The sequence below is a fragment of the Enterobacter cloacae complex sp. S2 genome (assembly GCF_015159675.1).
GTDB classification, from domain to species: domain Bacteria; phylum Pseudomonadota; class Gammaproteobacteria; order Enterobacterales; family Enterobacteriaceae; genus Enterobacter; species Enterobacter intestinihominis.
The window spans coordinates 6257-31850 of sequence record NZ_JADDTS010000022.1; the positions used below are offsets into that span (position 1 = coordinate 6257).

Genomic DNA, 25594 nt, shown 5'->3' on the forward strand with positions numbered 1-25594 from the left:
CCGGCGGCGCGCAGGGAACGGGCGACGATATTGGCCCAGTTGTCGATATCATTCTGGGTATATCCCACCACGGTCGGCTTTCCGGTGGTGCCCGACGAGGCGTGGATGCGCACCACCTGCTCCATCGGCACCGCAAAGGTATCGAACGGGTAGTTGTCGCGCAGATCCTGCTTGGTGGTGCACGGGAATTTTTGCAGGTCCGCCAGCTCGTTGAAATCGTCAGGGTGAACGCCCGCGGCATCAAACTTGCGTTTGTACATCGGAACGTTGTTGTAGGCGTGGTTCAGCGTCCACTTCAGGCGCGCGGTCTGCAACGCCTGCAATTCATCAATGGACGCGGTTTCGATCGGATCAAGCTTTGTTGTATTTATCATCGCAGGGTACTCACATTATTGTTCGCTCAAACACGCTCAAGGATCATGGCAATGCCCTGACCCACACCGATGCACATCGTACACAGCGCGTAGCGCCCGCCTCGTCGGTGCAATTCATTGCTCGCGGCCAGCGCCAGTCTGGCACCGCTCATTCCCAGCGGATGACCTAGCGCGATCGCTCCGCCGTTCGGGTTGACATGCTCCGCGTCATCCGGCAAGCCCAGCTGACGCAGCACCCCCAGCGCCTGTGCGGCGAAGGCTTCGTTAAGCTCAATGACGTCCATATCGGTGATACTGAGTCCGGCACGTTCCAGCACCTTACGGGTGGCGGGAACCGGGCCTAATCCCATCAGACGCGGCTCGACGCCCGCGGTCGACATGGCCACAATGCGGGTGCGCGGGATTAACCCCTGGGCAAGCGCCATCGGCTCGCTGGCGATAATCAGCGCCGCCGCCCCGTCGTTGACGCCAGAGGCGTTCCCCGCCGTCACCACACCGTTCTTGCGAAACGGGGCTTTCAGCGCGGCAAGCTGTTCAAGGGTGGTTTCGGCGCGCGGATGCTCGTCTACGCTCACTTCCGTTACCGCGCCTTTTTTCCCCGTTACCTGTACCGGGATTATCTCCTGCGCCAGAACGCCATTCTGCTGCGCCAGCGCGGTGCGCTGCTGGCTGCGCAAGGCAAATGCGTCCTGATCGGCACGGCTTATATTTAACAATTCCGCTACATTCTCTGCCGTTTCCGGCATGCTGTCAGTTCCGTATTGCTGATGCATGAGCGGATTCACAAATCGCCAGCCGATGGTGGTATCGAAGATCTCCGCCTGACGCTGAAACGCCGCGGTGGCTTTACCCATCACGAACGGCGCACGGGACATGGATTCGACGCCACCGGCGATCAGCAGATCGCCATCCCCGGCCTTAATGGCGCGCGCCGCAAAGCCAAGGGCATCCAGACCGGAGCCGCACAGGCGGTTAATGGTGGTACCGGAAACGGTCTGCGGCAGCCCGGCCAGCAGCGACGACATGCGCGCCACGTTGCGGTTATCCTCTCCGGCCTGATTTGCGCAGCCGAAGATCACGTCATCTATGCGCTCCAGATCGAGCTGCGGGTAACGCGCCAGCAGCGCACGCAGCGGAACGGCCCCTAAGTCATCGGCACGCAGGCTGGATAATCCTCCACCGTAGCGACCGACCGGGGTACGCACACCCTCACAAATAAATGCGTCACGCATCAGGCTTCTCCTGTCACACTGCCGCCGGTGCGGTGGGATTTCCCGCGAAAAAGAGCGACGGTTTTCTGTTGTTGATTCTGAATTTCGATGTCGTAGACGCCGGTCAGTTTGCCCTGATGCTTCACCCGCGCGGTAGCGGTCAGCTTATCGCCAGCAAAGCCCGGACGCAGAAAATCGATGGTGCAGCCTGAGGCCACCGCCGCCAGCCCCTGACTGTTGCAGGCGTAGGCAAAGGCGGTATCGGCCAGCGAGAATAGCTGTCCGCCGTGGCAGGTTTTATGCCCGTTAAGCATCTGCGGGGTGATGGTCATGGTCACCACCGCGTAGCCCTCGCCCATCTCGATAATGTCCATCCCCATCGCCTGCGCGCAGGCGTCCCGTCCGTACATCGCGCGGGCGTTATGCCAGGCGTTATGACTCATAACTACTCTCCAGAAGCGCACGCTGGCGCAGCAGTGAACAGGGGCGATAACGTTCCTCGCCGTAGTGACGTTGCAGGTTCTCCAGCAGCGTTAACAGACGCTGCCAGCCAAGGCGCTCGCCCCAGGCGATGGGGCCGCAGGGATAGTTGACCCCTAAGCGCATGGCGGTATCGATGTCTTGCTCACTGGCGACCCCTTTTTGCAGGGCATCCAGCGCTTCGTTGGCAATCATCGCCACCGTGCGCCAGATCAGCAGGCCGGGGTAATCCGCAATCTGGACCACACGTTTCTCCTGGTGCTGCAACCAGTAAATGGCTTTCTGCGTGGCGGCGTGCGGGTTGCCGGGCGCGGCGGCTAGAACGGCCACATCCCGCTCGATGCGGTCGACCACCACCACCGGACAGCCGTGGCGCAGCGCCAGCGACTGCGCGGTTTCACCCTGCGTTTCGATCAGCAACAGATCGTCAATTTCCGTGACACCGTCACTTCTTCGCTGTGCGCGCATCGGGCTGAAGCTGTGGCTGACCGGGGCGAGCCAGCTGACGGCGGGTTTGTCCTCCTGCCAGCGGTAAACGCCCTGCCCGCTTTTCTTACCCAGACGCCCCGCCAGCACCAGCTCCTGCTGCACCAGCGACGGCAAAAAACGACGCTCCTGCCAGAAGGCGTTAAATACGGAGCAGGTCACGGCAAAGTTGACGTCCTGACCAATCATGTCCGTCAGCTCAAGCGGCCCCATCGGGAAACCCCCGCCGTCTCGCAGGGCGGCGTCGATCACCTCGGGCGCTGCCACCTGCTCTTCCAGCGCGCGCCAGGCTTCCGAGTAGAAAGGACGCGCTACGCGGTTGACGATAAACCCCGGCGTGGACTGGCAGCGTACCGGCTGCTTTCCCCAGCTCAGCGCCAGCTCGCACAGCGCATCGGCCACTTCGGGTGAGGTCGCCAGCCCGCTGACCACCTCCACCAGCTTCATCACCGGGGCAGGATTGAAGAAGTGCAGCCCGGCGACGCGTTCAGGGTGGTTTACCTCCGCCGCAATCGCGGTAACGGAAATGGACGAGGTATTGCTGGCGAGTAGCGTCTGCGGCGGGCAAACCTCTGCCAGCTGGGTAAACAGCGCCTTTTTCACTTCAAGCCGCTCGGAGGCCGCCTCGATCACCAGATCGGCTTTCGCCAGAGCACTGATATTCGTCACCGGCGTCAGGCGGGCGAGGATCTGTTCCCCGGCGTCGGCAGAGAGTTTTCCGCGCGCAACGCGAGAGGACAGCCGCTGGCGAATGCCGTCGACGGCGCGGGAAATCGCCGCTGCGTCAATGTCGTACACCAGAACCGGATGACCGTGGCTGGCTGCCACTTCGGCAATTCCGGCGCCCATGGTGCCGCTGCCAATGACGGCGACCGTATGGATATTCACCATCTTATTTCCCCGTAAAGTTCGGCGCGCGTTTTGCCAGGAACGCGCTGACGCCTTCCCGGTAGTCGTCGCTGCGTCCGGCCAGACGTTGATAGTCGCGCTCCAGATCAAGCTGGGCGTCAAGGGTATTGGTTTCTGCGGCGTTGATCGCCTGCTTGATCAAGCCCAGGCCAAAGGTCGGCTGCGAGGCAAAATGCAGCGCCATCTGCTGTGCGGTGGCGGAGAGCTGCTCGTCGTCCACCACTTGCCAGATCATTCCCCAGGCCTGTGCCTGCTCGGCGCTGAGCTTATCGCCCAGCAATGCCAGCCCCATGGCGCGGGCGCGTCCGGCCACGCGCGGCAGCAGCCAGGTGCCGCCGCAGTCCGGTACCAGCCCGAGCTTGCTGAAGGCCATCACAAAACTGGCGGAGCGCGCCGCAATCACCATGTCGCAGCCGAGGGCCAGCGTGGCACCCGCCCCCGCCGCCACGCCGTTAACCGCGCAAATCACCGGCTTCGGCAGTTTTGCCAGGCGGCGCACCAGCGGGTTGTAAAAAGTCTCAACGGACATGCCCAGATCCGGCGCGGGGCCGGTCGGGTCCACGTTACGGTCGTTGAGATCCTGCCCGGCGCAGAAACCGCGTCCTGCCCCGGTGATCAGCAGGCAGCGGATGGCGTCATCGCGCTCGGCCTGCTTCAGGCATCCGGAAAGCTGCTGGTGCATGACGTCGTTAAAGCTGTTCAGGCGCTCCGGGCGGTTCAGCGTAATGGTCATTACGCCCTGCTCAACATGGCTCAGAATAAATTCCACAATTAGCGTCCTTTAAAGTCTGGGGTGCGTTTCTGTAAAAAGGCGTTGATGCCTTCCCGGCGATCGTCGGTGGCCGCGAGCAGCGCAAACAGCTGACGCTCCTGCGCCAGCCCGGCCTGAAGCGGGACTTCCTGCGACTGGCGAAGCGCCTGCTTCGCCGCCTGTAGCGCCAGCGGCGAGTGGCGCGCCATCCGCGCCGCCTGCTTCAGGGCGTACTCCAGCGTCAGCGAGGCCGGGTAGACGTCGCTGACCAGCCCGGCGCTGTGCGCCTGAAGCGCCGTGATGCTTTCGCCCGTCAGCACCATTTTGCTGGCCAGCGATTTACCCACGCTTCGGATCAGCCGCTGGGTGCCGCCTGCGCCCGGCATGATCCCGAGGGTGATTTCCGGCAGGCCAAAACGGGCGTTATCGCCGGCAATCACGACATCGCAGAGCAGCGCCAGCTCACAGCCTGCTCCCAGCGCGAAGCCGTTCACGGCGGCAATCAGCGGTTTGGTGAAGGCGTTGATCCGCGCCCACAGCTGCGGGCGGATATCGTTCAGTGTGGCGGGCAGGTCTTTCTCCGCCATTTCGTTGAGATCGGCCCCGGCGGCAAAGCAGCGTTCGTTGCCGTAAATCACACAGACGGCGATCTCCGCATCCACGGCGGCGGCTTCAAGCTGCTCCGCGATTTGCGTGAGCAGGGCATTGTTGAGCGCGTTGCGCGCCGCCGGACGGTTAAGCGTCAGCTGCAACACGCGGCCATGACGGGTGACAATCAGTTCGCTCATGCCATCCCCTTCGCATCAAAATCGACGATAACGTCAGCGGTTAACGGCAGCGCCTGACAGCTCAGCACATAGCCTGCGGCCAGCTCGTCCGGCTCCAGGCTGTAGTTGGTCGCCATGTCCACCTTCCCGCGAAGCACTTTGCATTTGCAGGTGGCGCACACGCCGCCCTTGCAGGCGTAAGGCAGATCCGCCCCCTGACGCAGGGCCGCGTCAAGAATGCTCTCGTCGTCCGCCGCCAGGGTGATCTCCCTGTCGCGCCCGTCCTGACGGACGGTGACCTTCTGCCCGTCGGCCTGCACGCTGACTGTCCGTTTAACGGGGGTTCCCGGCGTGTTAAAGCGCTCAAGATGGATCGCTTTTTCCGGCATACCCAGCGCTTTCAGCGCCGCCTCAGCCTCGTCCATCATCGCCGACGGGCCGCAGATGAAGGCTTCATCGTACTGGCGGAAATTCACCAGCGTTTTTGCCAGCGCCTGGAGCTTTTCCCCGTCAATACGGCCATGGAGCAGATCGCTGTCGAGCGTCTCCTGGCTGAAGATGGAGATCAGCTGCAAACGCTGCGGGTATTTATCTTTCAGGTCCGCCAGCGCCCGGCGGAACATCATGCTCTGGCTGCTGCGGTTGCCGTAAATCAGGGTGAAGTGGCTGTGGGCTTCAGTGGCCAGCGTAGCGGACATAATCGCCAGCATCGGGGTGATCCCGGACCCGGCGGCAATCGCCAGATAGTGGCCTTCGCGTTCGGCCTGCGGCTGGTAGCCAAAATGCCCCTGGGGCACCATCACCTCCAGTGCCATGCCCGGTTTGATTTCGTCCCGGGCATAGCGGGAAAAACGTCCGCCCTCGATGGCTTTGACCGCCACGCTGATCTCACCGCACGCGGTGCTCCGGCAGATGGAGTAGCAGCGGCGCAGTTCATCCCCGCCAGGACTGGCTTTCAGGGTCAAATGCTGACCGGGACGGAAGCGGTACGCCTCCTGTAACGCCTGCGGCACCGCGAAGGTAATGGTCACCGCGTCTCGGGTTTCGGGTTCCACTTTTGCCACTGTTAATGAATGAAACGTTGTCATGGCAGCCTCAAATACATTTGAAATAGTCGAAGGGCTCACGGCAGGTATTGCAGCGGTAGAGCGCTTTGCAGGCCGTGGAACCAAATTCACTGATGAGCGAGGTATCGGTGCTCGCACAGCGCGGGCAGCTCACCTCCGCATGAACGTGGGCATGGCAGCTATGGCCGACAGGCGGGCTGATGCCATATTCCCGCAGGCGCCTGCGGGCATCGTCGGTCATCCAGTCGGTGGTCCAGGCGGGCTCCAGTTGCAGCACAATATGTACCGGGGAAAAGCCGTTCCCGGTCAGAGTTTCGCGGATCGCCCCCAGCAGATGCTCCGTTGCCGGACAGCCCGAATAGGTTGGCGTGAAGCCTATAACCCAGCCTTCCCCCTGCGCCTTCACGCTGCGCACCATGCCTAAGTCGGTGATGGTCAGCACCGGCACTTCCGGGTCGGGGATCTGGCTTAACAGCGCCCAAATCTGCGGGATTTGGGCAGGCGCAATGTCGGCGAGGCGTTGCATAGCGTTCTCCTTTACCACTGCTGGTCGGGGTAAACGCGCTGGAGATACTGCATCTCAGCCAGCATCGGTCCGAGGTGTTCAGTATGTAGCCCCTTCTTGCCGCCCGTGCGATACGCCACTTCCTCGGGCACGCGGAGGGTAGCTTCCGCCAGCCCGGCAAACACTTCGCGCTCCCACGGTTCCCGCAGGGCGCGCGGATCAACCGCCACGTCGGTGTCAATCAGCGCCAGCTCGACGTCGTCGGCGTCGAACAATTCAGCCGTAAAGCGCCACAGGCTATCCACCGCCTGCTGCATTTTCTGTGAGGAGGTTTCTGTCCCGTCCCCCAGCCGCACCAGCCAGCCGCGGCTAAAACGCAGGTGATAGCGCGCCTCTTTAATGGCTTTTGCCGCGATGGCGGCAAGCTGACTGTCGCTGCTGTGGATCAACCGTTCGTACAGCGCTACGTTCCACGCATCCATCAGATACTGACGGGCAATGGTGTCGGCGAAGCTGCCGTTTGGCTGTTCCACCAGCAGCAGATTGCGGAACTGACGCTCATCGCGGCCATAGGCCAGGGTGTCTTCATCACCCTTACCCTCCCGTTCAGCGGCGTAGGTCAGGAAATTGCGCCCCTGCCCGAGCAGATCAAGGCCGATATTGGCGAGCGCCAGGTCAATTTCCAGCTCCGGCGCATGGCCGCACCAGGCGCCCAGACGCTGTGAGAGCACCAGACCGTTGTCGCCCAGACGCAGGGCATAAGCAGATACGTTGTTCATCCCCAACCTCACATATGCTCAATGCCATCAGGGATGGTGTAAAACGTCGGATGGCGGTAGACCTTGCTTTCCGCCGGATCGAAAAACTCCCCGCTCTCTTCCGGCTGGGAAGCGACGATTTCACTCGCCTTCACCACCCAGATAGAACAGCCTTCGCTGCGGCGGGTATAGGCATCGCGCGCGTTTTCCAGCGCCATGCGGTCGTCGGCAGCGTGAAGGCTGCCCACATGGCGGTGCGACAGCCCCTGCTTCGAACGGACAAAAACTTCGTATAACGGCCAGTAAACATTGCTCATGGTTGATTCCTCTTATGCGGCCTGGCGGGCGCGTTGTTTTTCCGCGTGGGCCAGAGCGGCTTCACGCACCCATGCGCCGTCGTCCCAGGCTTTACGTTTTGCGGCCAGACGTTCGTGGTTGCAGATCCCGCGCCCGTTGATCACCTCGTCAAATTCGTGCCAGTCGATTTCGCCGAAGCGGTAGTGGCCGCTCTCTTCATCGAAACGCAGGTCGGGATCCGGCACGGTCATGCCGAGCATCTCCACCTGAGGCACCGTGTTGTCCACGAAGCGCTGGCGAAGCTCATCGTTGCCAAAGCGTTTGATCTTCCAGGCGAGACTGCGGGCGCTGTTTGGGGAGTTGTCGTCGTTGGGTCCGAACATCATCAGCGCGGGCCACCAGAAACGGTTGATGGCGTCCTGCAACATCTGCCGCTGGGCTTCGCTGCCCTGCGCCAGCACCATACAGGCCTCAAAACCCTGACGCTGGTGGAAGCTCTCTTCTTTACAGATTTTCACCATCGCCCGGGCGTACGGGCCGTAAGACGTACGGCACAGCGCCACCTGGTTCACAATGGCCGCCCCGTCCACCAGCCAGCCAATGACGCCGATATCGGCCCAGCTCAGGGTCGGATAGTTGAAGATGGAGGAGTATTTCATCTTGCCGTCGAGCATCTTTTGATAGATGTCCTCCCGGGCGCAGCCCAGCGTTTCCGCCGCGCTGTAGAGGTACAGGCCGTGTCCGGCTTCGTCCTGAACCTTCGCCAGCAGAATGGCTTTCCGGCGCAGCGTCGGCGCGCGGGTGATCCAGTTTCCTTCCGGCAGCATGCCGACAATCTCAGAGTGGGCGTGCTGTCCAATCTGGCGGATCAGCGTCTTGCGATAGGCATCCGGCATCCAGTCCTGCGGCTCGATGGCCGTCTCCTGTGCGATGCGTTGCTCAAAGCGTTGTTCTTGCGTCACATAACCACCTTTGTGATTCGTTAAATCACCAAAAACAGCATAATGGTGAATCATTTGGTTTCTTAAAAGTTACACAAAGGTTAAATATAACCCCAAGAAGCGTTTGTTTATTTTGTGACGACGCTCGCAAGCCTTTTCATGAAAGGCCAATTATACAAGGCTTTCGGGTGGTCAGGCTAAGCAATAGAGATCACAACGTTAACAATTCATTAAAACTCAGCTTGCTTTTTATGATTCGCGATCAAACTATTTATAGTGAAATCACGAAACACCTGGAGAGAAGAAATGCAGCAGTTAGCCAGCTTCTTGTCCGGCACCTGGCAATCAGGCCGGGGCCGCGAGCGCACCATCACCCACGCCATCAGCGGGGAAACGCTATTTGAAGTCACCAGCGAAGGTCTGGATATGGCGGCCGCGCGCCGTTACGCCATTGAACACGGCGGAGAAGCGCTCCGCGCAATGAGCTTTATCGAGCGCGCCGCCATGCTGAAGGCGGTGGCCAAACATCTGCTGAGCCAGAAGGATCGGTTTTATGCCCTGTCAGCCCAGACCGGCGCGACGAAGGCCGACAGCTGGGTGGATATTGAAGGCGGTATCGGCACCCTCTTCACCTACGCAAGTCTCGGCAGCCGTGAGCTGCCGGACGATACCCTGTGGCCGGAGGATGAGCTGATCCCGCTGTCGAAGGAAGGCGGCTTTGCGGCACGTCACGTGTTAACGTCGAAATCCGGCGTGGCGGTGCATATCAACGCGTTCAACTTCCCGTGCTGGGGGATGCTGGAAAAGCTCGCGCCCACCTGGCTTGCCGGGATGCCCGCCATCATCAAGCCCGCCACCGCCACCGCGCAGGTGACTCAGGCAATGGTGAAAGCGATCGTCGAGAGCGGACTGGTGCCGGACGGCGCCATCAGCCTGATCTGTGGTGGCGCGGGCGATCTGCTGAACCAGCTCGACAGCCAGGACGTGGTGACGTTTACCGGGTCGGCCAGCACCGGGCAGAGCCTGCGCGTACATCCGAATATCGTCGCGCATTCCATTCCGTTTACCATGGAAGCGGATTCCCTTAACTGCTGCGTGCTGGGTGAGGACGTGACGCCGGAGCAGCCGGAGTTTGCGCTGTTTATTCGCGAAGTGGTGCGCGAGATGACCGCCAAAGCCGGGCAAAAATGTACCGCCATCCGCCGCATCATCGTGCCGGAAGCTCAGGTTGAAGCCGTCAGCCAGGCGCTGATTGCGCGGCTGGAGAACGTGGTCGTCGGCGATCCGGCCCAGGAAGGGGTGAAAATGGGGGCTCTCGTCAACAGTGAGCAACGTGCTGACGTGCAGGAAAAAGTCGATTATCTGCTTGCCTCGGGCTGCCAGTTCCGTCTGGGTGGTAAAGCCGATATGCAGGCGGCTGGCGCATTCTTCCCGCCCACCCTGCTGTTCTGCCCGCAGCCGGACGAAACTCCGGCCGTTCACGCCACCGAAGCCTTTGGCCCCGTCGCCACCCTGATGCCGTACCGCAACAGTGAACACGCCATGCAGCTGGCGCGGGCGGGCGGCGGCAGCCTGGCGGGAACGCTGGTCACGGCAGATTCAAACGTGGCGCGCCAATTTATTGCCGGTGCCGCGCGCGCCCACGGACGCATTCAGATCCTCAACCAGGAATCCTCGAAAGAATCCACCGGCCACGGTTCACCGCTACCGCAGCTGGTGCACGGCGGCCCGGGACGTGCGGGCGGCGGCGAGGAGCTGGGCGGCCTGCGTGCGGTGAAGCACTATCTCCAGCGCACGGCCATTCAGGGCAGCCCGTCCATGCTCGCCGCCATCGGCAAACAGTGGGTCCGTGGCGCGGAGGTGCTGGAAGATCGCGTTCATCCGTTCCGTAAATACTTCGAGGAGTTACAGCCGGGCGACAGCCTGCTGACCCCGCGCCGTACCCTGACGGAAGCGGATATCGTGAATTTTGCCTGCCTGAGCGGGGATCATTTCTATGCCCATATGGACAAAATTGGCGCGGCGGAGTCGATTTTTGGCGAGCGCGTGGTACACGGTTATTTCCTGATTTCCGCCGCGGCGGGGCTGTTTGTCGATGCCGGGGTTGGGCCGGTCATTGCCAACTACGGCATGGAAAACCTGCGCTTTATCGAGCCGGTCAAGCCGGGCGATACCATTCAGGTGCGCCTGACCTGTAAACGTAAAACGCTGAAGAAACAGCGCACTGCCGAGGAAAAACCGACTGGCGTGGTGGAATGGGCGGTGGAGATCTTCAACCAGCATCAGCAGGCCGTGGCGCTTTACTCCATTCTGACGCTGGTGGCGCGCCAGCAGGGTGACTTTTAATCAAAGCAATGGCATTAACCTTGCTGCCTCGAGTGTTTGAGCGCATCAAAATAAACGGAAGGTAATACAGGGACTGGTTGGCTTTGATTAATCGAACCATCCAGTCTGCCTGGTTTGGATAAGTTACAACCGGAAACACTAAGCAAATTGACCGTATAGTTAGCATAGTTATTATTTATCTCCGGGAATATTCCCGCGTTAAATTACATGGATGATTAACAGACTATGGCAATTCCTGTTTACCTTTTCTTGACTGACGATGGTGGCACAAAAATTACAGGCTCGGTGGATGTTTGTTACCGTGAGGGAAGCATTGAAGTCACTGGCTTTACACACAATCTTCGCCTCCCAACCGATCCATTGACCGGGAAAATGACCAGTAAACGTAACCATGCCCCAGTCGTATTTCAAAAAGAAATCGATTCCTCCTCCCCTTACCTGATGAAAGCGGTTGCGACTGGCCAAACCCTTAAAACGGCCGAGTTCAGGTGGTATCGCATTAATGACGCCGGACAGGAAGTAGAATATTACAATATGCGTCTCGATAATATTCGCGTCGTTTCCGTTACGCCATTGATGCATGACATTAAAGGCCCGACGAAAGAAAAACATAATCATCTTGAAGTCGTGGAACTACGCTATGATAAAATAACATGGACATATTGCGATGGTAATATACAGTTTGCAGACTGTTGGGCTGAGCGTTAAATATGCGAACTCCTTCCTATTCAACACCCTATAATATTGCATCCTTTGCACCACCTGGCGTGGACGTCGTTAGCCACATGATAATAGCGCGATTTCATGGTGGCCCCTCATTAATGACCTACATATGGTTTTATCAAATGGTCAGAAACCATGGTCCCTGGGATTATAAACAAGGTCGTGCAGAGTATGCCAATTTTGGCAATTTTCATTACGGTGCCGTTGGTGCGGCAGCAGGCATTCCTGAGGGAATTCTGCTCCGGGGGGCAGGCACTGCACAGATTCTTGCCGGGACAAGCGATCCTGCAGAATTTGCAAAATTCCAGAACAATAATAATTACGGTGATGATCCAGTCGATCAGTTATGGATAAGGGCAGGAATAGATTATGCGCGACGTTCGGGTTTTTAACTGGCGAGCTGGAATTATTATCTTTAGTTTTCTCATATTCATTGCATACCCTTTCCGCGATCTTTTTACCGTGTATGAAAATTTGCAGGAAAAAATCAAGGTTAACGATCGTTTAACTCTTTACATCACCCAGGTTGAGACGGGTTCACTGTCTAAAAACAGGTATCATATTTATCTCTTTGATGCGAAAAAAAGTCCGGAAGAATTCATGTCTAATATTAAGAATATCAATCCCGTCATGATCACCGATGATGATAAAGCTTCAGCGGCAATTAAAAATGGAGACATTTATCTTCGCGTTCGCGGTACGGTTTATTCGTTCACGACGGTAGGTTTCGATGTCCGCATTCATCTCGACAGTTCACCTTACTGAAGCATACTTTCACTTTCACGGGGTGTGATGCACCCCCGGTCTTTTTTTAACCTGGCAAGACTGACAAACAACCTGGCAGATGCAGGCAAACGCTTTTCGTGCGCGCCTGTCAGGATAAGGCTGACACAACACAATAAACACAACAAGATGAGGTCTGCGATGGGAAGCAATTCTTCTTTTTCTGCCCGTAGAACGGCACTGGCCATGGCCGTTGCGCTCTGTTGCGCCTGGCAATCCCCTGTTTACGCTCACGGCAGCGAGGCGCATATGGTCCCGATGGACAAAACGCTTCAGGCGTTTGGCGCGGACGTGCAGTGGGATGATTACGCCCAGATGTTCACCATCGTTAAAGACGGTGCCTTTGTGAAGGTCAAACCCGGCGCCAACACCGCCATCGTTAATGGCAAACCGCTGACGCTCCAGGTGCCCGTGGTGATGAAGAACAATAAGGCCTATATCCCGGAGACTTTTATCAACGATGTCTTTCAGTCCGGTCTTGATCAGACATTCCAGGTTGAAAAACGCCCCCATCCGTTAAACGCGCTGACCGCTGATGAAATCAACCAGGCCGTAGCCATTGTGAAAGCCTCTGCGGATTTTAAACCCAATACCCGCTTTACCCAGATTGCGCTGGCGGAGCCAGAAAAGGCCAAAGTCTGGGACTTTGTGCTTAACGGCACGGCGGTGGATGCGCCCCGCCAGGCCAATATCATCATGCTTGATGGTAAACACATCATCGAAAGCCGGGTGGATCTGAAGGACAAAAAGATCCTCCGCTGGGAGCCGATCAAAGACGCGCACGGCATGGTGCTGCTGGATGACTTCAATACCGTGCAGCAGATCATCAATGAAAGCCCGGAGTTTGCCGCCGTGCTGAAAAAGCGCGGCATTACCGATCCGAAGAAAGTGATCACCACCCCGCTTACCGTCGGCTTTTTTGACGGCAAGGATGGGCTGAAACAGGAAGACCGCCTGCTGAAAGTGATCAGCTATCTCGACGTGGGCGACGGTAACTACTGGGCGCACCCGATCGAAAACCTGGTTGCGGTGGTGGATCTCGAGCAGAAGAAAATCCAGAAGATTGAGGAGGGCCCGGTCGTGCCGGTGCCGCTCACCCCGCGTCCTTATGATGGCCGTGACCGCGTTGAAACGGTGAAAAAACCGCTGGAGATTATCGAGCCGGAAGGCAAGAACTACACCATTACCGGGGATATGGTGCACTGGCAGAACTGGGATTTTCATCTGAGCCTGGACTCGCGCGTCGGCCCGATGATCTCCACCGTGACCTATAACGACAACGGCAAAAAGCGACAGGTGATGTATCAGGGATCGCTCGGGGGCATGATTGTGCCGTACGGCGACCCGGATATCGGCTGGTACTTTAAGGCCTACCTGGACTCCGGTGATTACGGCATGGGTACCCTGACCTCCCCGCTGGTGCGCGGCAAGGATGTTCCGTCTAACGCCGTGATGCTCAATGAAACCATCCCGGACTATACCGGTGCGCCAATGGAGATCCCCCGGGCGATCGCCATTTTCGAGCGTTACGCCGGGCCGGAGTATAAGCATCAGGAGTTAGGTAAACCCAACGTCAGCACCGAGCGCCGCGAGCTGGTGGTGCGCTGGGTCAGCACCGTGGGTAACTACGATTATATCTTCGACTGGGTATTCCACGAAAACGGCACCATCGGCATTGATGCAGGGGCCACGGGCATTGAAGCGGTGAAAGGCGTGCAGACGAAAACCATGCATGATGCCACCGCGAAGGATGACACCCGATACGGTACGCTGATCGACCATAATATTGTCGGCACCACCCACCAGCACATCTACAACTTCCGTCTGGATATGGACGTGGACGGCATCAACAACAAGCTGGTGGCCATGGATCCGGACGTCAAACCGAACACCGCTGGCGGACCGCGCACCAGCACCATGCAGGTTAATCAGTATGATATTGATACCGAACAGCAGGCGGCGCAGAAGTTTGATCCGGGCACCATCCGCCTGTTGAGCAACACCAGCAAAGAGAACCGCATGGGCAACCCGGTCTCGTATCAGATCATCCCTTACGCGGGGGGCACACACCCGGTGGCGACGGGCGCGAGGTTTGCCCCGGACGAGTGGATTTATCACCGCCTGAGCTTTATGGATAAACAGCTGTGGGTGACGCGTTACCATCCCGACGAGATGTACCCGGAGGGAAAATACCCGAACCGTTCCACGCATGATACGGGCCTCGGCCAGTACAGCAAAGATAACGAGTCGCTGAACGACCAGGATAACGTCATCTGGATGACCACCGGCACCACCCATGTCGCCCGCGCCGAGGAGTGGCCGATAATGCCGACGGAATGGGTGCACACGTTACTCAAGCCGTGGAACTTCTTTGACGAGACGCCAACGCTCGGTAAGAAAAAAGAGCAGAAATAACACGTTGACCGGGCACGATGCCCGGTTTTTCATTCGCTTTCTTGCTGAATACCACTCCCCGATTATAGTTAATGTTACTTCGCTTAATGCTTTTGCAACATCTGAAACATTTTGTAGATATCGAAGTGTCCATGAACAACGCTATACATAACCGAGAGGTTTTAGGATGAAAGTCAATGAGATAGCAAGAAGCCTTGCGCTGGCCGGTTTTTTCATTTCCGCCAGTTCAGCCTGGGCCGCAGAAGCCCCTAAGGATGCAACCGCAGCAACTCAGCAGGCCAACAACGCACTCTTCAACCAGCTTCCTTTCTCCGATAACACCGATTTTACCAATGCCCACAAAGGGTTTATCGCCCCGCTACCTCAGGAAATTATCAAAGGGGAGCAAGGCAACACCGTCTGGGATCCACAGCAGTACGCCTTTATCAAGGAAGGCGATAAAGCGCCCGATTCGGTTAACCCGAGCTTATGGCGTCAGTCCCAGCTGATTAACATCAGCGGCCTGTTTGAAGTCACCGAGGGCGTGTACCAGATCCGTAACCTCGACCTGTCAAACATGACCATTATTGAAGGTAAAGAAGGCATTACCGTGGTCGACCCGCTGGTGTCGGCGGAGACGGCCAAAGTCGGGATGGATCTTTACTATAAAAATCGCGGCAAGAAACCTGTCGTCGCTGTTATTTACACCCACAGCCACGTTGACCACTATGGCGGCGTGCGCGGCGTGGTGGACGAAGCCGACGTGAAGTCCGGCAAGGTTAAAGTCTACGCGCCAGCCGGATTTATGGAGGCCGCCGTCGCGGAAAATATCATGGCGGGTAACGTCATGAGCCGCCGCGCCAGCTATATGTACGGCAACCTGCTGAAGCCGGATGCGAAAGGCCAGGTGGGTGCGGGTCTCGGCACCACCACCTCCGCCGGGACGGTGACCCTGATCGCCCCGACCAATATCATCGAGAAAGATGGTCAGAAAGAGGTGATCGACGGCCTGACCTATGATTTTATGCTCGCGCCGGGATCGGAAGCGCCTTCCGAGATGCTCTGGTATATCGAAGAGAAAAAGCTGATCGAATCTGCGGAAGATGTTACCCATACCCTGCACAACACCTACTCCCTGCGCGGTGCGAAAATTCGTGAACCGCTGCCATGGTCGAAATACATCAACCAGGCAATTGTACGCTGGGGTGATAAGGCCGAAGTTATCATGGCGCAGCACCACTGGCCGACCTGGGGCAACGAGAATGTGGTTAACCTGCTGAAAAGCCAGCGCGACCTCTACCGCTACATCAACGACCAGACCCTGCGCATGGCGAATGAAGGGCTGACGCGTGACGAGATCGCCGCCAACTTCAAGCTGCCGAACTCCCTGGCCAATACCTGGGCCAACCGAGGCTATTACGGTTCAGTCAGCCATGACGTCAAAGCCACCTACGTGCTCTATTTAGGCTGGTTTGACGGCAACCCCGCGACCCTGGATGAACTGCCGCCTGAAGAAGCTGCGAAGAAATTTGTGGAGTATATGGGAGGCGCGGATGCCATCCTGAGTAAAGCTAAAACCGATTTTGACCAGGGCAACTATCGCTGGGTGGCTCAGGTGGTCAGCAAAGTGGTGTTCGCCGATCCAAACAACCAGGCCGCACGTAACCTTGAAGCGGATGCCCTGGAGCAGTTGGGTTATCAGGCTGAATCCGGCCCATGGCGTAACTTCTACCTGACCGGCGCGCAGGAGTTGCGTAACGGCGTGGTGAAAGGTCCGACCCCGAATACCGCCAGCCCGGATACCGTGCGCGCAATGACGCCAGAAATGTTCTTTGACTATCTGGCGGTGCATATCAACGGTGAAAAAGCAGCGGATGCAAAATCGGTGTTTAACATCGACCTCGGCAGCGACGGCGGCAAATATAAGCTGGAGCTGGAAAATGGCGTGCTGAACCACACGGCGAACGCCGAAGCGAAGGATGCTGACGCGACCGTGACCCTCAACCGCGATACGCTGAATAAAATCATCCTGAAAGAAGTGACGCTTAAACAGGCTCAGGATAATGGCGATATCAAAGTGACGGGCGATGCCGCAAAACTCGATGCCATGCTCGGTTACATGGATAAATTTGAATTCTGGTTTAACATTGTGACCCCGTAAAGGCATGCACTCGCGGGCGGTCTTTCCGCCCGCCACAGGGACATTCTCTCTCATGGAAAAAAGACACAACGCCACTCCGGAGCCCGCGACCTGGCCGACCCGTAACGCCATGGTTGTCCACGGGCTGGCCATGAACCTGCCGTGGCTCGCCTTCGTCAACGCGAGCTTTGCGCTAATGATCCTGCTGCGCAATTCCCTGTTCGGCCAAATTGATACCCTCTTACACGTCAGCCCACCTCTCACACAGATGATTGACGCTTCCATGCTGGGGGTAGTCATCCTTTCCGTGGCGTTGGTAATAATGGCCTGGCGCCACATCCGCGGCGTCAGCGCCGTGCTGTTAATGTGTAGCCTGCTATGGTCGATAAGTTGTTACTGGTTTATCAACGTGATACAGCTTCCTCATCCCTGGCCGATATTCGTTACCCTGCTGATGGCCGGTATGACCGCGCTCTATTTTCATCCGGTGGGGCTGGTGTGCTTTATCGCGCCGCTGTGGATCACCATGCCCGTTGCCAGCATGCTGCTGAATCAGGAGATGAACCTTCGCTTTGCCGGGCTGTGGGTGGTGTTCACGTTCATTCTCGTTTGCGGACGCTACATCCTCTTAAGCTGGTTTGAAGAGGCCTGGCGTCGCAACCAGCAGAATCAGCGTTTAATTTCGCGGCTGGATGCGCTGGCCCATCAGGATCCGCTGACGAAAACGGCCAACCGCAGGGCGATGGAGCTGGTGCTGGAAAATGCGGTGGAGCAAGGCAAACGCTTCACGGTCCTGATGCTGGATGTCGACTACTTCAAACTGTATAACGACACCTATGGTCACCAGGCGGGGGACGCATGTCTCGCGCGGGTCGCGGAGGTGCTGAACACTTCGGTGCGCACGCCAGAGGATGTGGTTTCGCGCTACGGTGGTGAGGAGTTCGTCGTGATCCTCTTTGACTGTGAAGAAAGCGTTGCGGAGAAAGTCGCCGCGCGGATCCAGGCTGGCCTGCGCACCGCAGCCATTGCGCACAGCGCGTCGAAGGTGAGTGAATGTGTGACGGTGAGTATGGGCATTGCCGGCTATACCCCAGGACTGGCTGGCCCGGAAATCATCGCCCGCGCCGATGCGGCGTTGTATCGGGCGAAGGAGTCCGGGCGGGATAGGTGGTCGCGTTAAATAATGCCGGGTGGCGGCTACGCCTTACCCGGCGTTTTATTAATACCGCACACACACCGACTTGGTTTCACACCAGCCATCCAGCCAGTCGGGGCCGAAATCGCGCCCGGTGCCAGACTGCTTCATGCCGCCGAACGGCAGGTTGGCATCTATCAGCGTGTGGCTGTTCACCCACACGGTTCCGGCCTGTAGCCTGTCGGTGTACTCCAGCGCTTTACTGATGTTCTGCGTCCAGACGCTGGCCGTTAAGCCGTATTCAGTGTCGTTCGCCAGCTGAAGCGCCTCTTCCCCGTCAGCTACACGGACCAGATTCACCACCGGCCCGAAGACCTCTTCACGCGTCAGTCGCAGATGATTATCCGGGTTGACCACCAGCGTTGGCGAAACGTAATAGCCTTTGCCGTCTGGCCCCCGGTTCCCGGCGATCAGCTCCGCATTGTGCGCCTTCGCCTCATCCAGAAACGCCTGGACCTTATCGCAGTGGGCGCGCGACACCAGCGGGTTGATAAACGCATCCGGCGACATGCCCGGCCCGACGCTCAGGGATTTCACGGCCTGTTCAAAGCCGCTGACCAGCGTGTCGAACAGCGGAGCTTCAATATATATACGTGAACTGGCCGCGCAGACCTGCCCCTGATTCAGGAAGCTGCCGGTCATCAGCCCTTCAATCACCCACGCCGGATCGGCATCTTTCAGCACGATGGCCGGGTTTTTGCCGCCCAGTTCCAGCGTCACGCCCGTTAGCGTATCCGCCGCCGCGCGGGCAATCTGCTTGCCCGTCGCCGTCGATCCGGTAAAGCTCACTTTGGCAATGCGCGGGTGCGAGGTCAGTGCCGCGCCACAGACGGCGCCACTGCCGGTCACCACGTTGAATACGCCATCCGGGATCCCCGCCTCGCTCGCCAGTTCCGCCACCCGTAACAGGGTGAGCGGCGTGGTTTCCGAGGGTTTGATCACGATGGAGCAACCTGCCGCCAGCGCGGGCATCACTTTCCACATGCCAATCATCAGCGGGAAGTTCCATGGCACAATCCCCGCCACGACCCCAACCGGCTCTTTACGCGTCCACGCCTGATAACGCGCGCCCTGCGGCAGTGGAATCGAGAGATCGAGAGTTTTACCGGCAATTTTGGTGGTCAGCCCTGCCGTGTAGCGCATCCAGTTCAGGGTGCAGCCCACCTCGAAGGCGCGGGAAATGTTAATCGATTTCCCCTGCTCCAGGGTTTCGAGCTGTGCCAGCTCTTCGCCATGCTGTTCCACCAGATCCGCAAACCGCAGCAGGATGCGTTCCCGCTCTGCCGGAAGCCGCCCGGCCCAGCTTCGGGCGACAAAGGCGCGCCAGCCAGACATCACCGCACGATCGACATCATCAACGCTGGCATCGGCGGTGGAGGCAATGACCTCTCCGGTCGCCGGGTTGTAGACGTTCAGACGCTTTTCGCTATCGGATGCCGCCTGACGCCCTTCGATCCACAGGCCGTGCTGGCGATCTAAAAACTGCTGCACGCCAGGCAGGACGGCGACGTGTGATTCGGACATAGGATACTCCTTCGTTATGCTTCGCAGGGTGTGTATGCAGTCTAAGAGGGGATTCGCATTCCTGCTTTTGTCTGTGTGACATTCGCTTTGCCAGCTGTGACAGGCTCCGCAAATCGTGATAATTCCCGCTTATATCGCTGTAACCGTTGAGTGTTCTTTCCTATAGTCAGCCTCGTAGTCCTGACAAAATGCAACATAAATGCAACAATGCGAAAACAGTGACGGTGCAGCGAGAAAATCAATGGCATGTGCAAGCGAACAGGACAATTTTCAGCAGTGGCTGGCGCAAATTAACCAGGTTTGTGGGCGCTTTGCGGCACGTCCGTTAGAGGGGGCGTTTCTCGGCGAACTGGAAACCAGCTATACCCAAAGTCTGAAGCTGAGCACGGTGACCGCCGCAGGCGTTAACCTGTTTCGCACCCGTCAGGAGATCAAAAACGGCAACGACGCCTGGTTCTACACCGTGTTTCAGCTGGAAGGCAGCGCCGGAATCGAACAGGACGACCAGCGCGCGCTGCTGAAAGCCGGGGATATCACGCTGATTGATGCCTCCCGCCCGTGCTCCATTTACTGGCAGGAGCGTTCCCGCCAGATTTCGCTGCTGCTCCCGCGACAAATCATTGAGCAACACGCGCGTTTTCAGGAAGTGAGGTGCGCGTTGCCCCTCTCCCGCAGTCTGCCTACCGTACAGCTGAGCTACCGACTGTTACAGGAGAGCATGGGCAATGCCGATCTCAGCGCCAGTGAAAGCGAAGCGGCGCTGGAGGCGATGGTGTGTCTGCTGCGTCCGGCCTTCCAGCAGCATGACGAGGTGCTGCCGCGCAAGGAGCGTCAGTTCCGCCACGTTCTGTCCCTGATTGACGATCATATTCAGTCGGAGGCGTTAAGACCGGAGTGGATAGCCTCAGAGAGCGGCATGTCCGTGCGTAGCTTGTACCGCATGTTTGCCGGGAAAGGGCTGGTGGTGGCGCAGTATATTAAGAACCGTCGCCTCGATTTATGCGCTCAGGCGCTGCGTTCCATCGGCGATGACGAAAAGCTGGCGGGCATTGGCTACAGCTGGGGCTTTACCGACCATAGCCATTTTTCCACCGCCTTTAAGCAGCGTTTCGGGGTTTCGCCGGGCGAATACCGTAAGCGTTACCGCTAGTTACTTTTTCAGCCATTTGCCGTTAATCCCCTTCACGTACTCACCCGGCTGCGCGCGGGCCACCAGCTTTTGCCCCGCCATTTTCGCCACCTCATCGACGGGCAAATTATTGCTGTCAGCAAGCTGCTGGTAACTTTCCGTGCGTGCGGCGTTGATACGGTTCACCAGCGCCAGGGTTTCAGCGTCGTGCTGAACGGGCGCAAGATAGCCGCTCAGGGTTTCCCCTACGCGCCCCTGGGTGCGCGCATCGTTGAGCGTAAGCGTGGCGGCGTGAACGTTCATCCCCAGCGCCAGTAACATCAGAGCTAATCGTTTCATGGCATCCTCAGAACAGATCGCTGCGGGATTTCAGCAGGGCTTCGACGTCTTTATCCACCTTGATATGGATTTCATGCTCGATTTTCACGTTCATGTTGATGGTGATCGGCTCTTTGGGCGCCGCCACTTCAATGCGCGGCGTGCAGCCTGACAGCAGCGCGACGACGGCCACGGTGAGTACACCAGCCCTCTTTTTCATTGTTGTTCCTCACTTTCCTTGCCTGTCGAACCGCGGAGAAGGGGTATCGCCGCATGTTGCTCAAACCATGTTTGCAGATTGTCCCCAAAGCGCAGGCTGCGCCAGAGGGTAAAAATGTTCTCTTCATGGGTGTAATTCAGGTTAACGAAACTGCTTTTGCCCTCGACGCGGCTGGTGCCTTTAATGGCCGCCTGCATGGTTAACACACCCAGATTATCCACATTGAGTTTTGTCCACGACTGCGAAATTTCCATATAGCGGAGCCAGTTGATCGCCGCCCCGGCAACCACGTTGTCTTTCACAATGGCATCCGCCGTGTCCTGGTCGATGCGCAGCGTCATCGGCCCCGGGTTGGTCAGCCAGCCATCTTTAATGATCCATTTCTCATTGTCCAGCCAGAACGGCAGCGCGCCGCTCACCGGGCCGGACATGGCAAACTGCTTCGGATTTACCGCGCTTATCAGTTCGCTGGAGGAAATATTATCCACGCGCAGTAAAGCCGGATCGTGCTGCGGCATTCTCAACTGCTGCATGGTGATTTTCCCGCCGAGCGCTTCCACCTTCACGTTGGTGAGCAGGAGCGGGTTCGCTTCGGTCCAGGGATAATCGCCCTGAAGATCCGCGGTGAGATTTCGGGCTGTGACCAGGTTTTTCACCTCGTCGATTCGTAACGTTACCGGTCCGCGCGTGCCCAGTGACCAGGTGCCCTGGCTTAAGCGGAACGGCAGAACAAAATCAACGCCGTTGATTTCGTTATCCGGCATCCACGCGCTGCCCGCTTTCAGCACCCCGTGCCCCCCGGCCTCAAACCCCTGGTCGGGGGCCGCTGAGAAAGCCACCTGCGCGTACATTTCGCCGCCGCGCAGGGTCATTTTCCAGTCTGGCGGGATCAGCGGCTGGAACACTGTAAGAGACTGTTTTGGCCACCAGGCCTGACCGCGGAGGCGTTCGCCGTCCCAGCGTCCATTCACCTGGACCGGGCCGATGTCATCCGCATGAAGGTTCCCTTTAAACTGGAACACCGTCGGGTCTGACCCGTCAACGCTGAAGGTCAAAACGGACGGCGGCAGCACGCTTCCGCCTGAAAAGCTTGTTTGCCCGGCATTGAGCGCGAGCGCGCCGCTAAAGGTGGGGTTATCCGGGTCCCGCGACCAGCGCACCGGGTGATCCAGCACCAGGCGCGGTTTGCTGACCAGCATCGTGCCGTACTGCAATTTGTCGAACCCCGTGGAAAGATCGGTCAGTTCGATAACGTTGTCGCGCCACTCCCCGGTTCCCCGGACATCCCAGCGCGCGTTCATCGGCGTGAAGTTCCCTTTACCCCAGTAGCGCCACTGCCACAAACCGTTGTCCGGTAAAAAGTCGTTAGCCTGGCCGTCCAGATGCAGCTCAAAATTGCCCATCTCGTTTTCATGCGCCCGCAGAATGGCTTGCAGGCGGCCGTCCACGCCCTTTTGCGTGAGCTTCACGCCCGCCAGCGGCCAGCGGATCTCATCGATATCCAGCGAGTCAATGATGCGTCCGCGCGAGCGCAATAGTGCGCCGGGTTCAAACGTAAGCTGCGGATCGTAAAGGCTGCCGGTCAGCTTCGCCGGGAGTCTGGCATACAGGATCAGATCGTTTTGCTTGGCTTCCCCGCTCAGGTGCAGCGGCATAGCGCTGTTTTCCATACTGAGCGAGCCGGGACCGATATTCAGTACCGCGTTGCCCTTACCCGCATCTCCCTGGGTCAGCACGTTTAGCCGCCCCGTGAAGGTGGCTTTCTCCAGCCCCTGCTGCCAGTTATCCACCTTCAGGCCGATGCGACCGCTCATCGGCATACCGGAGGCTGACCAGTTCCAGCGCCCGTCGCTGATGGTCAACTGCTGAGCGGTGATCTGCCACGGTAAATCGAGCAGCGGATCGGGGTTGTCCCGCGCCATAACCACCAGCTGGCCCTGATTATCCTCCCAGTCCAGATCGGCATCGACCAGCGAGGATAACTGTGGCACGTTAAAGGTCGCGACCGTATGCCCTTTCACCGGTACGCCGTCCGGCACCAGCGGCAGGGTAAATTCACCGACCAGCTTCACGGGCTGCGACTGGTCCGGCAGCTGCACATCGAACTGGCTGATGGAGAGCGTCTGGCCGCGCAACTGCCCCTTAATGCTCACCTGCTCGCCTTTATAGGTGATGTCCTGGCGGGCTGGCGTGAGTGAGGCATTCAGCTCACCCTCCCACTGCTGCCAGGGAGAAAGGGTAAAACGGTGGATGGTCAGCCAGGTGTTGGGCAGGATGGCCTGCCACTGCGCCAGCGTTTTCGGCGCCACCGTAGACGGCGCCGATTGCGGTAATTTGCTCAGGCAGACAGAGTTAAGTTCAAGTGCGCCAATATCCAGATCCCAGCGGCTGGGGTGTGACAGGGTCACGTTTTCCACGCGGGCAATTTCGCACTCTTCTACCAGATAACGGAGATCGGGGATGATCAGGGCGTGGCGCGTGAGCCGAGGGCTTTTTTCAAACGCGATGCGTGTTCCAACGGGAAGCCAGATCCCGGCGAGCGTGGGCACCCACTGGGCGAGCGTCATCAGCAGCGTCAGCGGCACAAGAAATAGCAGCAGTAATAGCGCGATTGCGGCTTTGTATTTACCCTTCATGGGCAGTTAATATCCTGATTTTGCGAAATAAATAAGCCGTTCTTGCCGCTCATTGTCGCATGTTTAGCCAGTCAGTTGAAGGTAATGCCATTTTTAAGAGTAGATGCTCTACAATAATTCATAGAACTTATTGATTTCAATGAATTTTGAAAAATTGTAAGATAATTTTAAACATGCTAACGTGGTTCCAAAATCACTGGAGAAAGTCTTATGAAACTCGCGGTATATAGCACAAAGCAGTACGACAAAAAGTATCTGCAACATGTTAACGAGACGTACGGTTTCGATCTTGAATTTTTCGACTTTCTGCTGACTGAAAAGACGGCTAAAACCGCCCACGGCTGCGAAGGCGTGTGTATCTTCGTTAACGATGACGGTAGCCGACCGGTACTGGAAGAGTTGAAAAAACAGGGCGTGAAATACATTGCCCTGCGCTGCGCGGGCTTTAACAACGTCGATCTCGATGCCGCCAAAGAGCTGGGTCTGAAGGTTGTTCGCGTTCCGGCCTATTCTCCGGAAGCCGTGGCAGAACATGCCGTCGGGATGATGATGTCGCTCAACCGTCGTATTCACCGTGCCTATCAGCGTACCCGTGATGCCAACTTCTCTCTGGAAGGGCTGACCGGCTTTACCATGTACGGTAAAACCGCAGGCGTGATCGGTACCGGCAAAATTGGTGTGGCCGCCCTACGCATCCTGAAAGGATTTGGCATGCGCCTGCTGGCGTTTGATCCGTACCCAAGCGCCGCTGCGCTGGAGCTGGGCGTGGAGTATGTCGATCTGAAAACGCTCTTCTCGCAGTCTGATGTTATCTCCCTGCACTGTCCGTTGACCCCAGAAAACTATCACCTGCTTAACCAGTCGGCGTTCGACCAGATGAAAGACGGCGTGATGATCATCAATACCAGCCGCGGCGGACTGATCGACTCTCAGGCCGCTATCGAAGCGTTGAAAACGCAAAAAATCGGCGCGTTGGGTATGGACGTGTATGAGAACGAACGCGATCTGTTCTTTGAGGATAAATCTAACGACGTGATTCAGGACGACGTGTTCCGTCGCCTGTCGGCCTGCCACAACGTGTTGTTCACCGGCCACCAGGCGTTTCTGACCGCCGAAGCGCTGATCAGTATTTCGGAAACCACGCTGGGGAATTTACAGCAGCTTGATAAGGGCGAAGCGTGCCCTAACGCGATCGTTTAAGACCGTCAGGCCGGGTGGCGGTAACCTCTGCCCGGCCAATAATAAGCCCATCAGAAAATAAGCACAGGTTAACTATTAAGATGGCTAACGTTCATCGTAAATATAACAATCAAGGATATGACTGTTCCGGTGTGACCATATCAGAATGAGGCTCTGCTGAAGGCTGCGTGATTTGCTGCACTATCGTAACCAGTTGTTCAAAAACAGCTCTCATTTGCGTCGGGTAGGTTAAAGACAACCAGGTTGCCAGCACTGCTCCAGCCAAAAAGCCCAACTTCATACACCATCCCTAATAAATTCAGCGAGATACAAGCTTTAACGTATGTGTGGTGCCGGGTGCCTCCCGGTGAGTCGTTGGTCAGCCACCTTGACCCGCTGCTGATTGCCTAAGCTACACGTGCTGTTTAGCCCCTCCGCACAGGGGGATTCACCACGCGAGA

General features: G+C 57.9%; 23 protein-coding genes and 1 pseudogene. 9 read left to right on the top strand and 15 right to left on the bottom strand.

Annotated features, from left to right (window positions below):
• The 11 genes and pseudogenes from IPZ49_RS23160 to paaA form a co-directional block, all read right to left on the bottom strand.
• Nucleotides 1-374: pseudogene (locus IPZ49_RS23160) on the bottom strand (phenylacetate--CoA ligase family protein); the annotation flags it as partial.
• A 26-nt stretch (nt 375-400) separates the two neighbouring features.
• The gene (gene pcaF, locus IPZ49_RS11945) at nt 401-1606 is read right to left on the bottom strand and encodes a 3-oxoadipyl-CoA thiolase (RefSeq protein WP_063145954.1); all 1206 of its coding nucleotides are present in this window, start codon (nt 1604-1606) and stop codon (nt 401-403) included.
• Nucleotides 1606-2028: a hydroxyphenylacetyl-CoA thioesterase PaaI gene (paaI, locus tag IPZ49_RS11950; protein WP_063145955.1), complete on the bottom strand. Its 423-nt coding sequence runs from the start codon at nt 2026-2028 to the stop codon at nt 1606-1608. Before paaI ends, pcaF begins: the two co-directional genes overlap by 1 nt.
• The gene (gene paaH, locus IPZ49_RS11955) at nt 2018-3442 is read right to left on the bottom strand and encodes a 3-hydroxyacyl-CoA dehydrogenase PaaH (RefSeq protein ID WP_063145956.1); all 1425 of its coding nucleotides are present in this window, start codon (nt 3440-3442) and stop codon (nt 2018-2020) included. Before paaH ends, paaI begins: the two co-directional genes overlap by 11 nt.
• A gap of 1 nt (nt 3443) precedes the next feature.
• On the bottom strand, nt 3444-4232 hold the full coding sequence (gene paaG / locus IPZ49_RS11960) for a 2-(1,2-epoxy-1,2-dihydrophenyl)acetyl-CoA isomerase PaaG (protein WP_113788081.1): 789 nt from the start codon (nt 4230-4232) through the stop codon (nt 3444-3446).
• Nucleotides 4232-4999 (bottom strand): 2,3-dehydroadipyl-CoA hydratase PaaF, encoded by a 768-nt coding sequence (paaF, locus tag IPZ49_RS11965; RefSeq protein WP_063145957.1) that lies wholly within the window; start codon nt 4997-4999, stop codon nt 4232-4234. Before paaF ends, paaG begins: the two co-directional genes overlap by 1 nt.
• A complete protein-coding gene (paaE, locus tag IPZ49_RS11970) occupies nt 4996-6066 on the bottom strand; it encodes a 1,2-phenylacetyl-CoA epoxidase subunit PaaE (protein WP_058646320.1) in 1071 nt (356 codons plus the stop codon). The genes paaF and paaE overlap by 4 nt, the downstream gene beginning before the upstream one ends.
• Before the next feature lie 7 nt (nt 6067-6073).
• Nucleotides 6074-6571 carry a 1,2-phenylacetyl-CoA epoxidase subunit PaaD gene (gene paaD, locus IPZ49_RS11975; protein WP_063145958.1) on the bottom strand — a complete coding sequence of 166 codons (498 nt, stop codon included), beginning with the start codon at nt 6569-6571 and terminating at the stop codon, nt 6074-6076.
• An 11-nt stretch (nt 6572-6582) separates the two neighbouring features.
• On the bottom strand, nt 6583-7329 hold the full coding sequence (paaC, locus tag IPZ49_RS11980; RefSeq protein WP_063145959.1) for a 1,2-phenylacetyl-CoA epoxidase subunit PaaC: 747 nt from the start codon (nt 7327-7329) through the stop codon (nt 6583-6585).
• An 8-nt stretch (nt 7330-7337) separates the two neighbouring features.
• Nucleotides 7338-7625, bottom strand: a complete 288-nt coding sequence (gene paaB / locus IPZ49_RS11985; RefSeq protein WP_003857353.1) for a 1,2-phenylacetyl-CoA epoxidase subunit PaaB — start codon at nt 7623-7625, stop codon at nt 7338-7340.
• 12 nt (nt 7626-7637) lie between these two features.
• A complete protein-coding gene (gene paaA, locus IPZ49_RS11990; protein WP_032624863.1) occupies nt 7638-8567 on the bottom strand; it encodes a 1,2-phenylacetyl-CoA epoxidase subunit PaaA in 930 nt (309 codons plus the stop codon).
• Between the two features lie 285 nt (nt 8568-8852).
• Between paaA and paaZ the strand changes: the two genes are divergently transcribed.
• The 7 genes from paaZ (at nt 8853) to IPZ49_RS12025 (ending at nt 18112) form a co-directional block, all read left to right on the top strand.
• Entirely contained in the window at nt 8853-10892 is a 2040-nt protein-coding gene (paaZ, locus tag IPZ49_RS11995; RefSeq protein ID WP_063145960.1) for a phenylacetic acid degradation bifunctional protein PaaZ, read from the top strand.
• A gap of 225 nt (nt 10893-11117) precedes the next feature.
• A complete protein-coding gene (locus tag IPZ49_RS12000; RefSeq protein WP_063145961.1) occupies nt 11118-11600 on the top strand; it encodes an Hcp family type VI secretion system effector in 483 nt (160 codons plus the stop codon).
• A gap of 113 nt (nt 11601-11713) precedes the next feature.
• Entirely contained in the window at nt 11714-12007 is a 294-nt protein-coding gene (locus tag IPZ49_RS12005; RefSeq protein WP_223825170.1) for a polymorphic toxin type 44 domain-containing protein, read from the top strand.
• A complete protein-coding gene (locus IPZ49_RS12010) occupies nt 11985-12380 on the top strand; it encodes a hypothetical protein (protein ID WP_032624319.1) in 396 nt (131 codons plus the stop codon). The genes IPZ49_RS12005 and IPZ49_RS12010 overlap by 23 nt, the downstream gene beginning before the upstream one ends.
• Before the next feature lie 159 nt (nt 12381-12539).
• Nucleotides 12540-14813 carry a primary-amine oxidase gene (gene tynA / locus IPZ49_RS12015; RefSeq protein ID WP_063145963.1) on the top strand — a complete coding sequence of 758 codons (2274 nt, stop codon included), beginning with the start codon at nt 12540-12542 and terminating at the stop codon, nt 14811-14813.
• 166 nt (nt 14814-14979) lie between these two features.
• Nucleotides 14980-16953, top strand: coding sequence for an alkyl/aryl-sulfatase (locus tag IPZ49_RS12020; RefSeq protein ID WP_048966596.1), 1974 nt, complete (start codon nt 14980-14982; stop codon nt 16951-16953).
• Nucleotides 16954-17005: 52 nt separating this feature from the next.
• Nucleotides 17006-18112, top strand: coding sequence for a GGDEF domain-containing protein (locus IPZ49_RS12025; protein WP_023300025.1), 1107 nt, complete (start codon nt 17006-17008; stop codon nt 18110-18112).
• Between the two features lie 39 nt (nt 18113-18151).
• Here the strand turns inward: IPZ49_RS12025 and IPZ49_RS12030 are convergent, their stop codons facing one another.
• A complete protein-coding gene (locus tag IPZ49_RS12030; protein ID WP_022648012.1) occupies nt 18152-19651 on the bottom strand; it encodes an aldehyde dehydrogenase family protein in 1500 nt (499 codons plus the stop codon).
• Between the two features lie 241 nt (nt 19652-19892).
• On the opposite strand from IPZ49_RS12030, the gene feaR reads away from it, so the two are divergent.
• On the top strand, nt 19893-20801 hold the full coding sequence (gene feaR, locus IPZ49_RS12035) for a transcriptional regulator FeaR (protein ID WP_023300024.1): 909 nt from the start codon (nt 19893-19895) through the stop codon (nt 20799-20801).
• On the opposite strand, the gene IPZ49_RS12040 is transcribed toward feaR, so the two are convergent.
• From IPZ49_RS12040 to IPZ49_RS12050, 3 genes are read right to left on the bottom strand one after another with little or no spacing between them, the layout of a single operon-like run.
• The gene (locus IPZ49_RS12040; protein WP_022648010.1) at nt 20802-21119 is read right to left on the bottom strand and encodes a YdbL family protein; all 318 of its coding nucleotides are present in this window, start codon (nt 21117-21119) and stop codon (nt 20802-20804) included. It lies immediately after the preceding gene.
• 7 nt (nt 21120-21126) lie between these two features.
• A complete protein-coding gene (locus IPZ49_RS12045; RefSeq protein WP_003857369.1) occupies nt 21127-21318 on the bottom strand; it encodes a YnbE family lipoprotein in 192 nt (63 codons plus the stop codon).
• On the bottom strand, nt 21315-23954 hold the full coding sequence (locus IPZ49_RS12050; RefSeq protein WP_063145964.1) for a YdbH family protein: 2640 nt from the start codon (nt 23952-23954) through the stop codon (nt 21315-21317). The genes IPZ49_RS12045 and IPZ49_RS12050 overlap by 4 nt, the downstream gene beginning before the upstream one ends.
• 210 nt (nt 23955-24164) lie before the next feature.
• Here IPZ49_RS12050 and IPZ49_RS12055 point away from each other — a divergent pair, with 210 nt between their 5' ends.
• Nucleotides 24165-25154, top strand: coding sequence for a 2-hydroxyacid dehydrogenase (locus IPZ49_RS12055; protein ID WP_003857375.1), 990 nt, complete (start codon nt 24165-24167; stop codon nt 25152-25154).
• Nucleotides 25155-25594 lie beyond the last annotated feature (440 nt).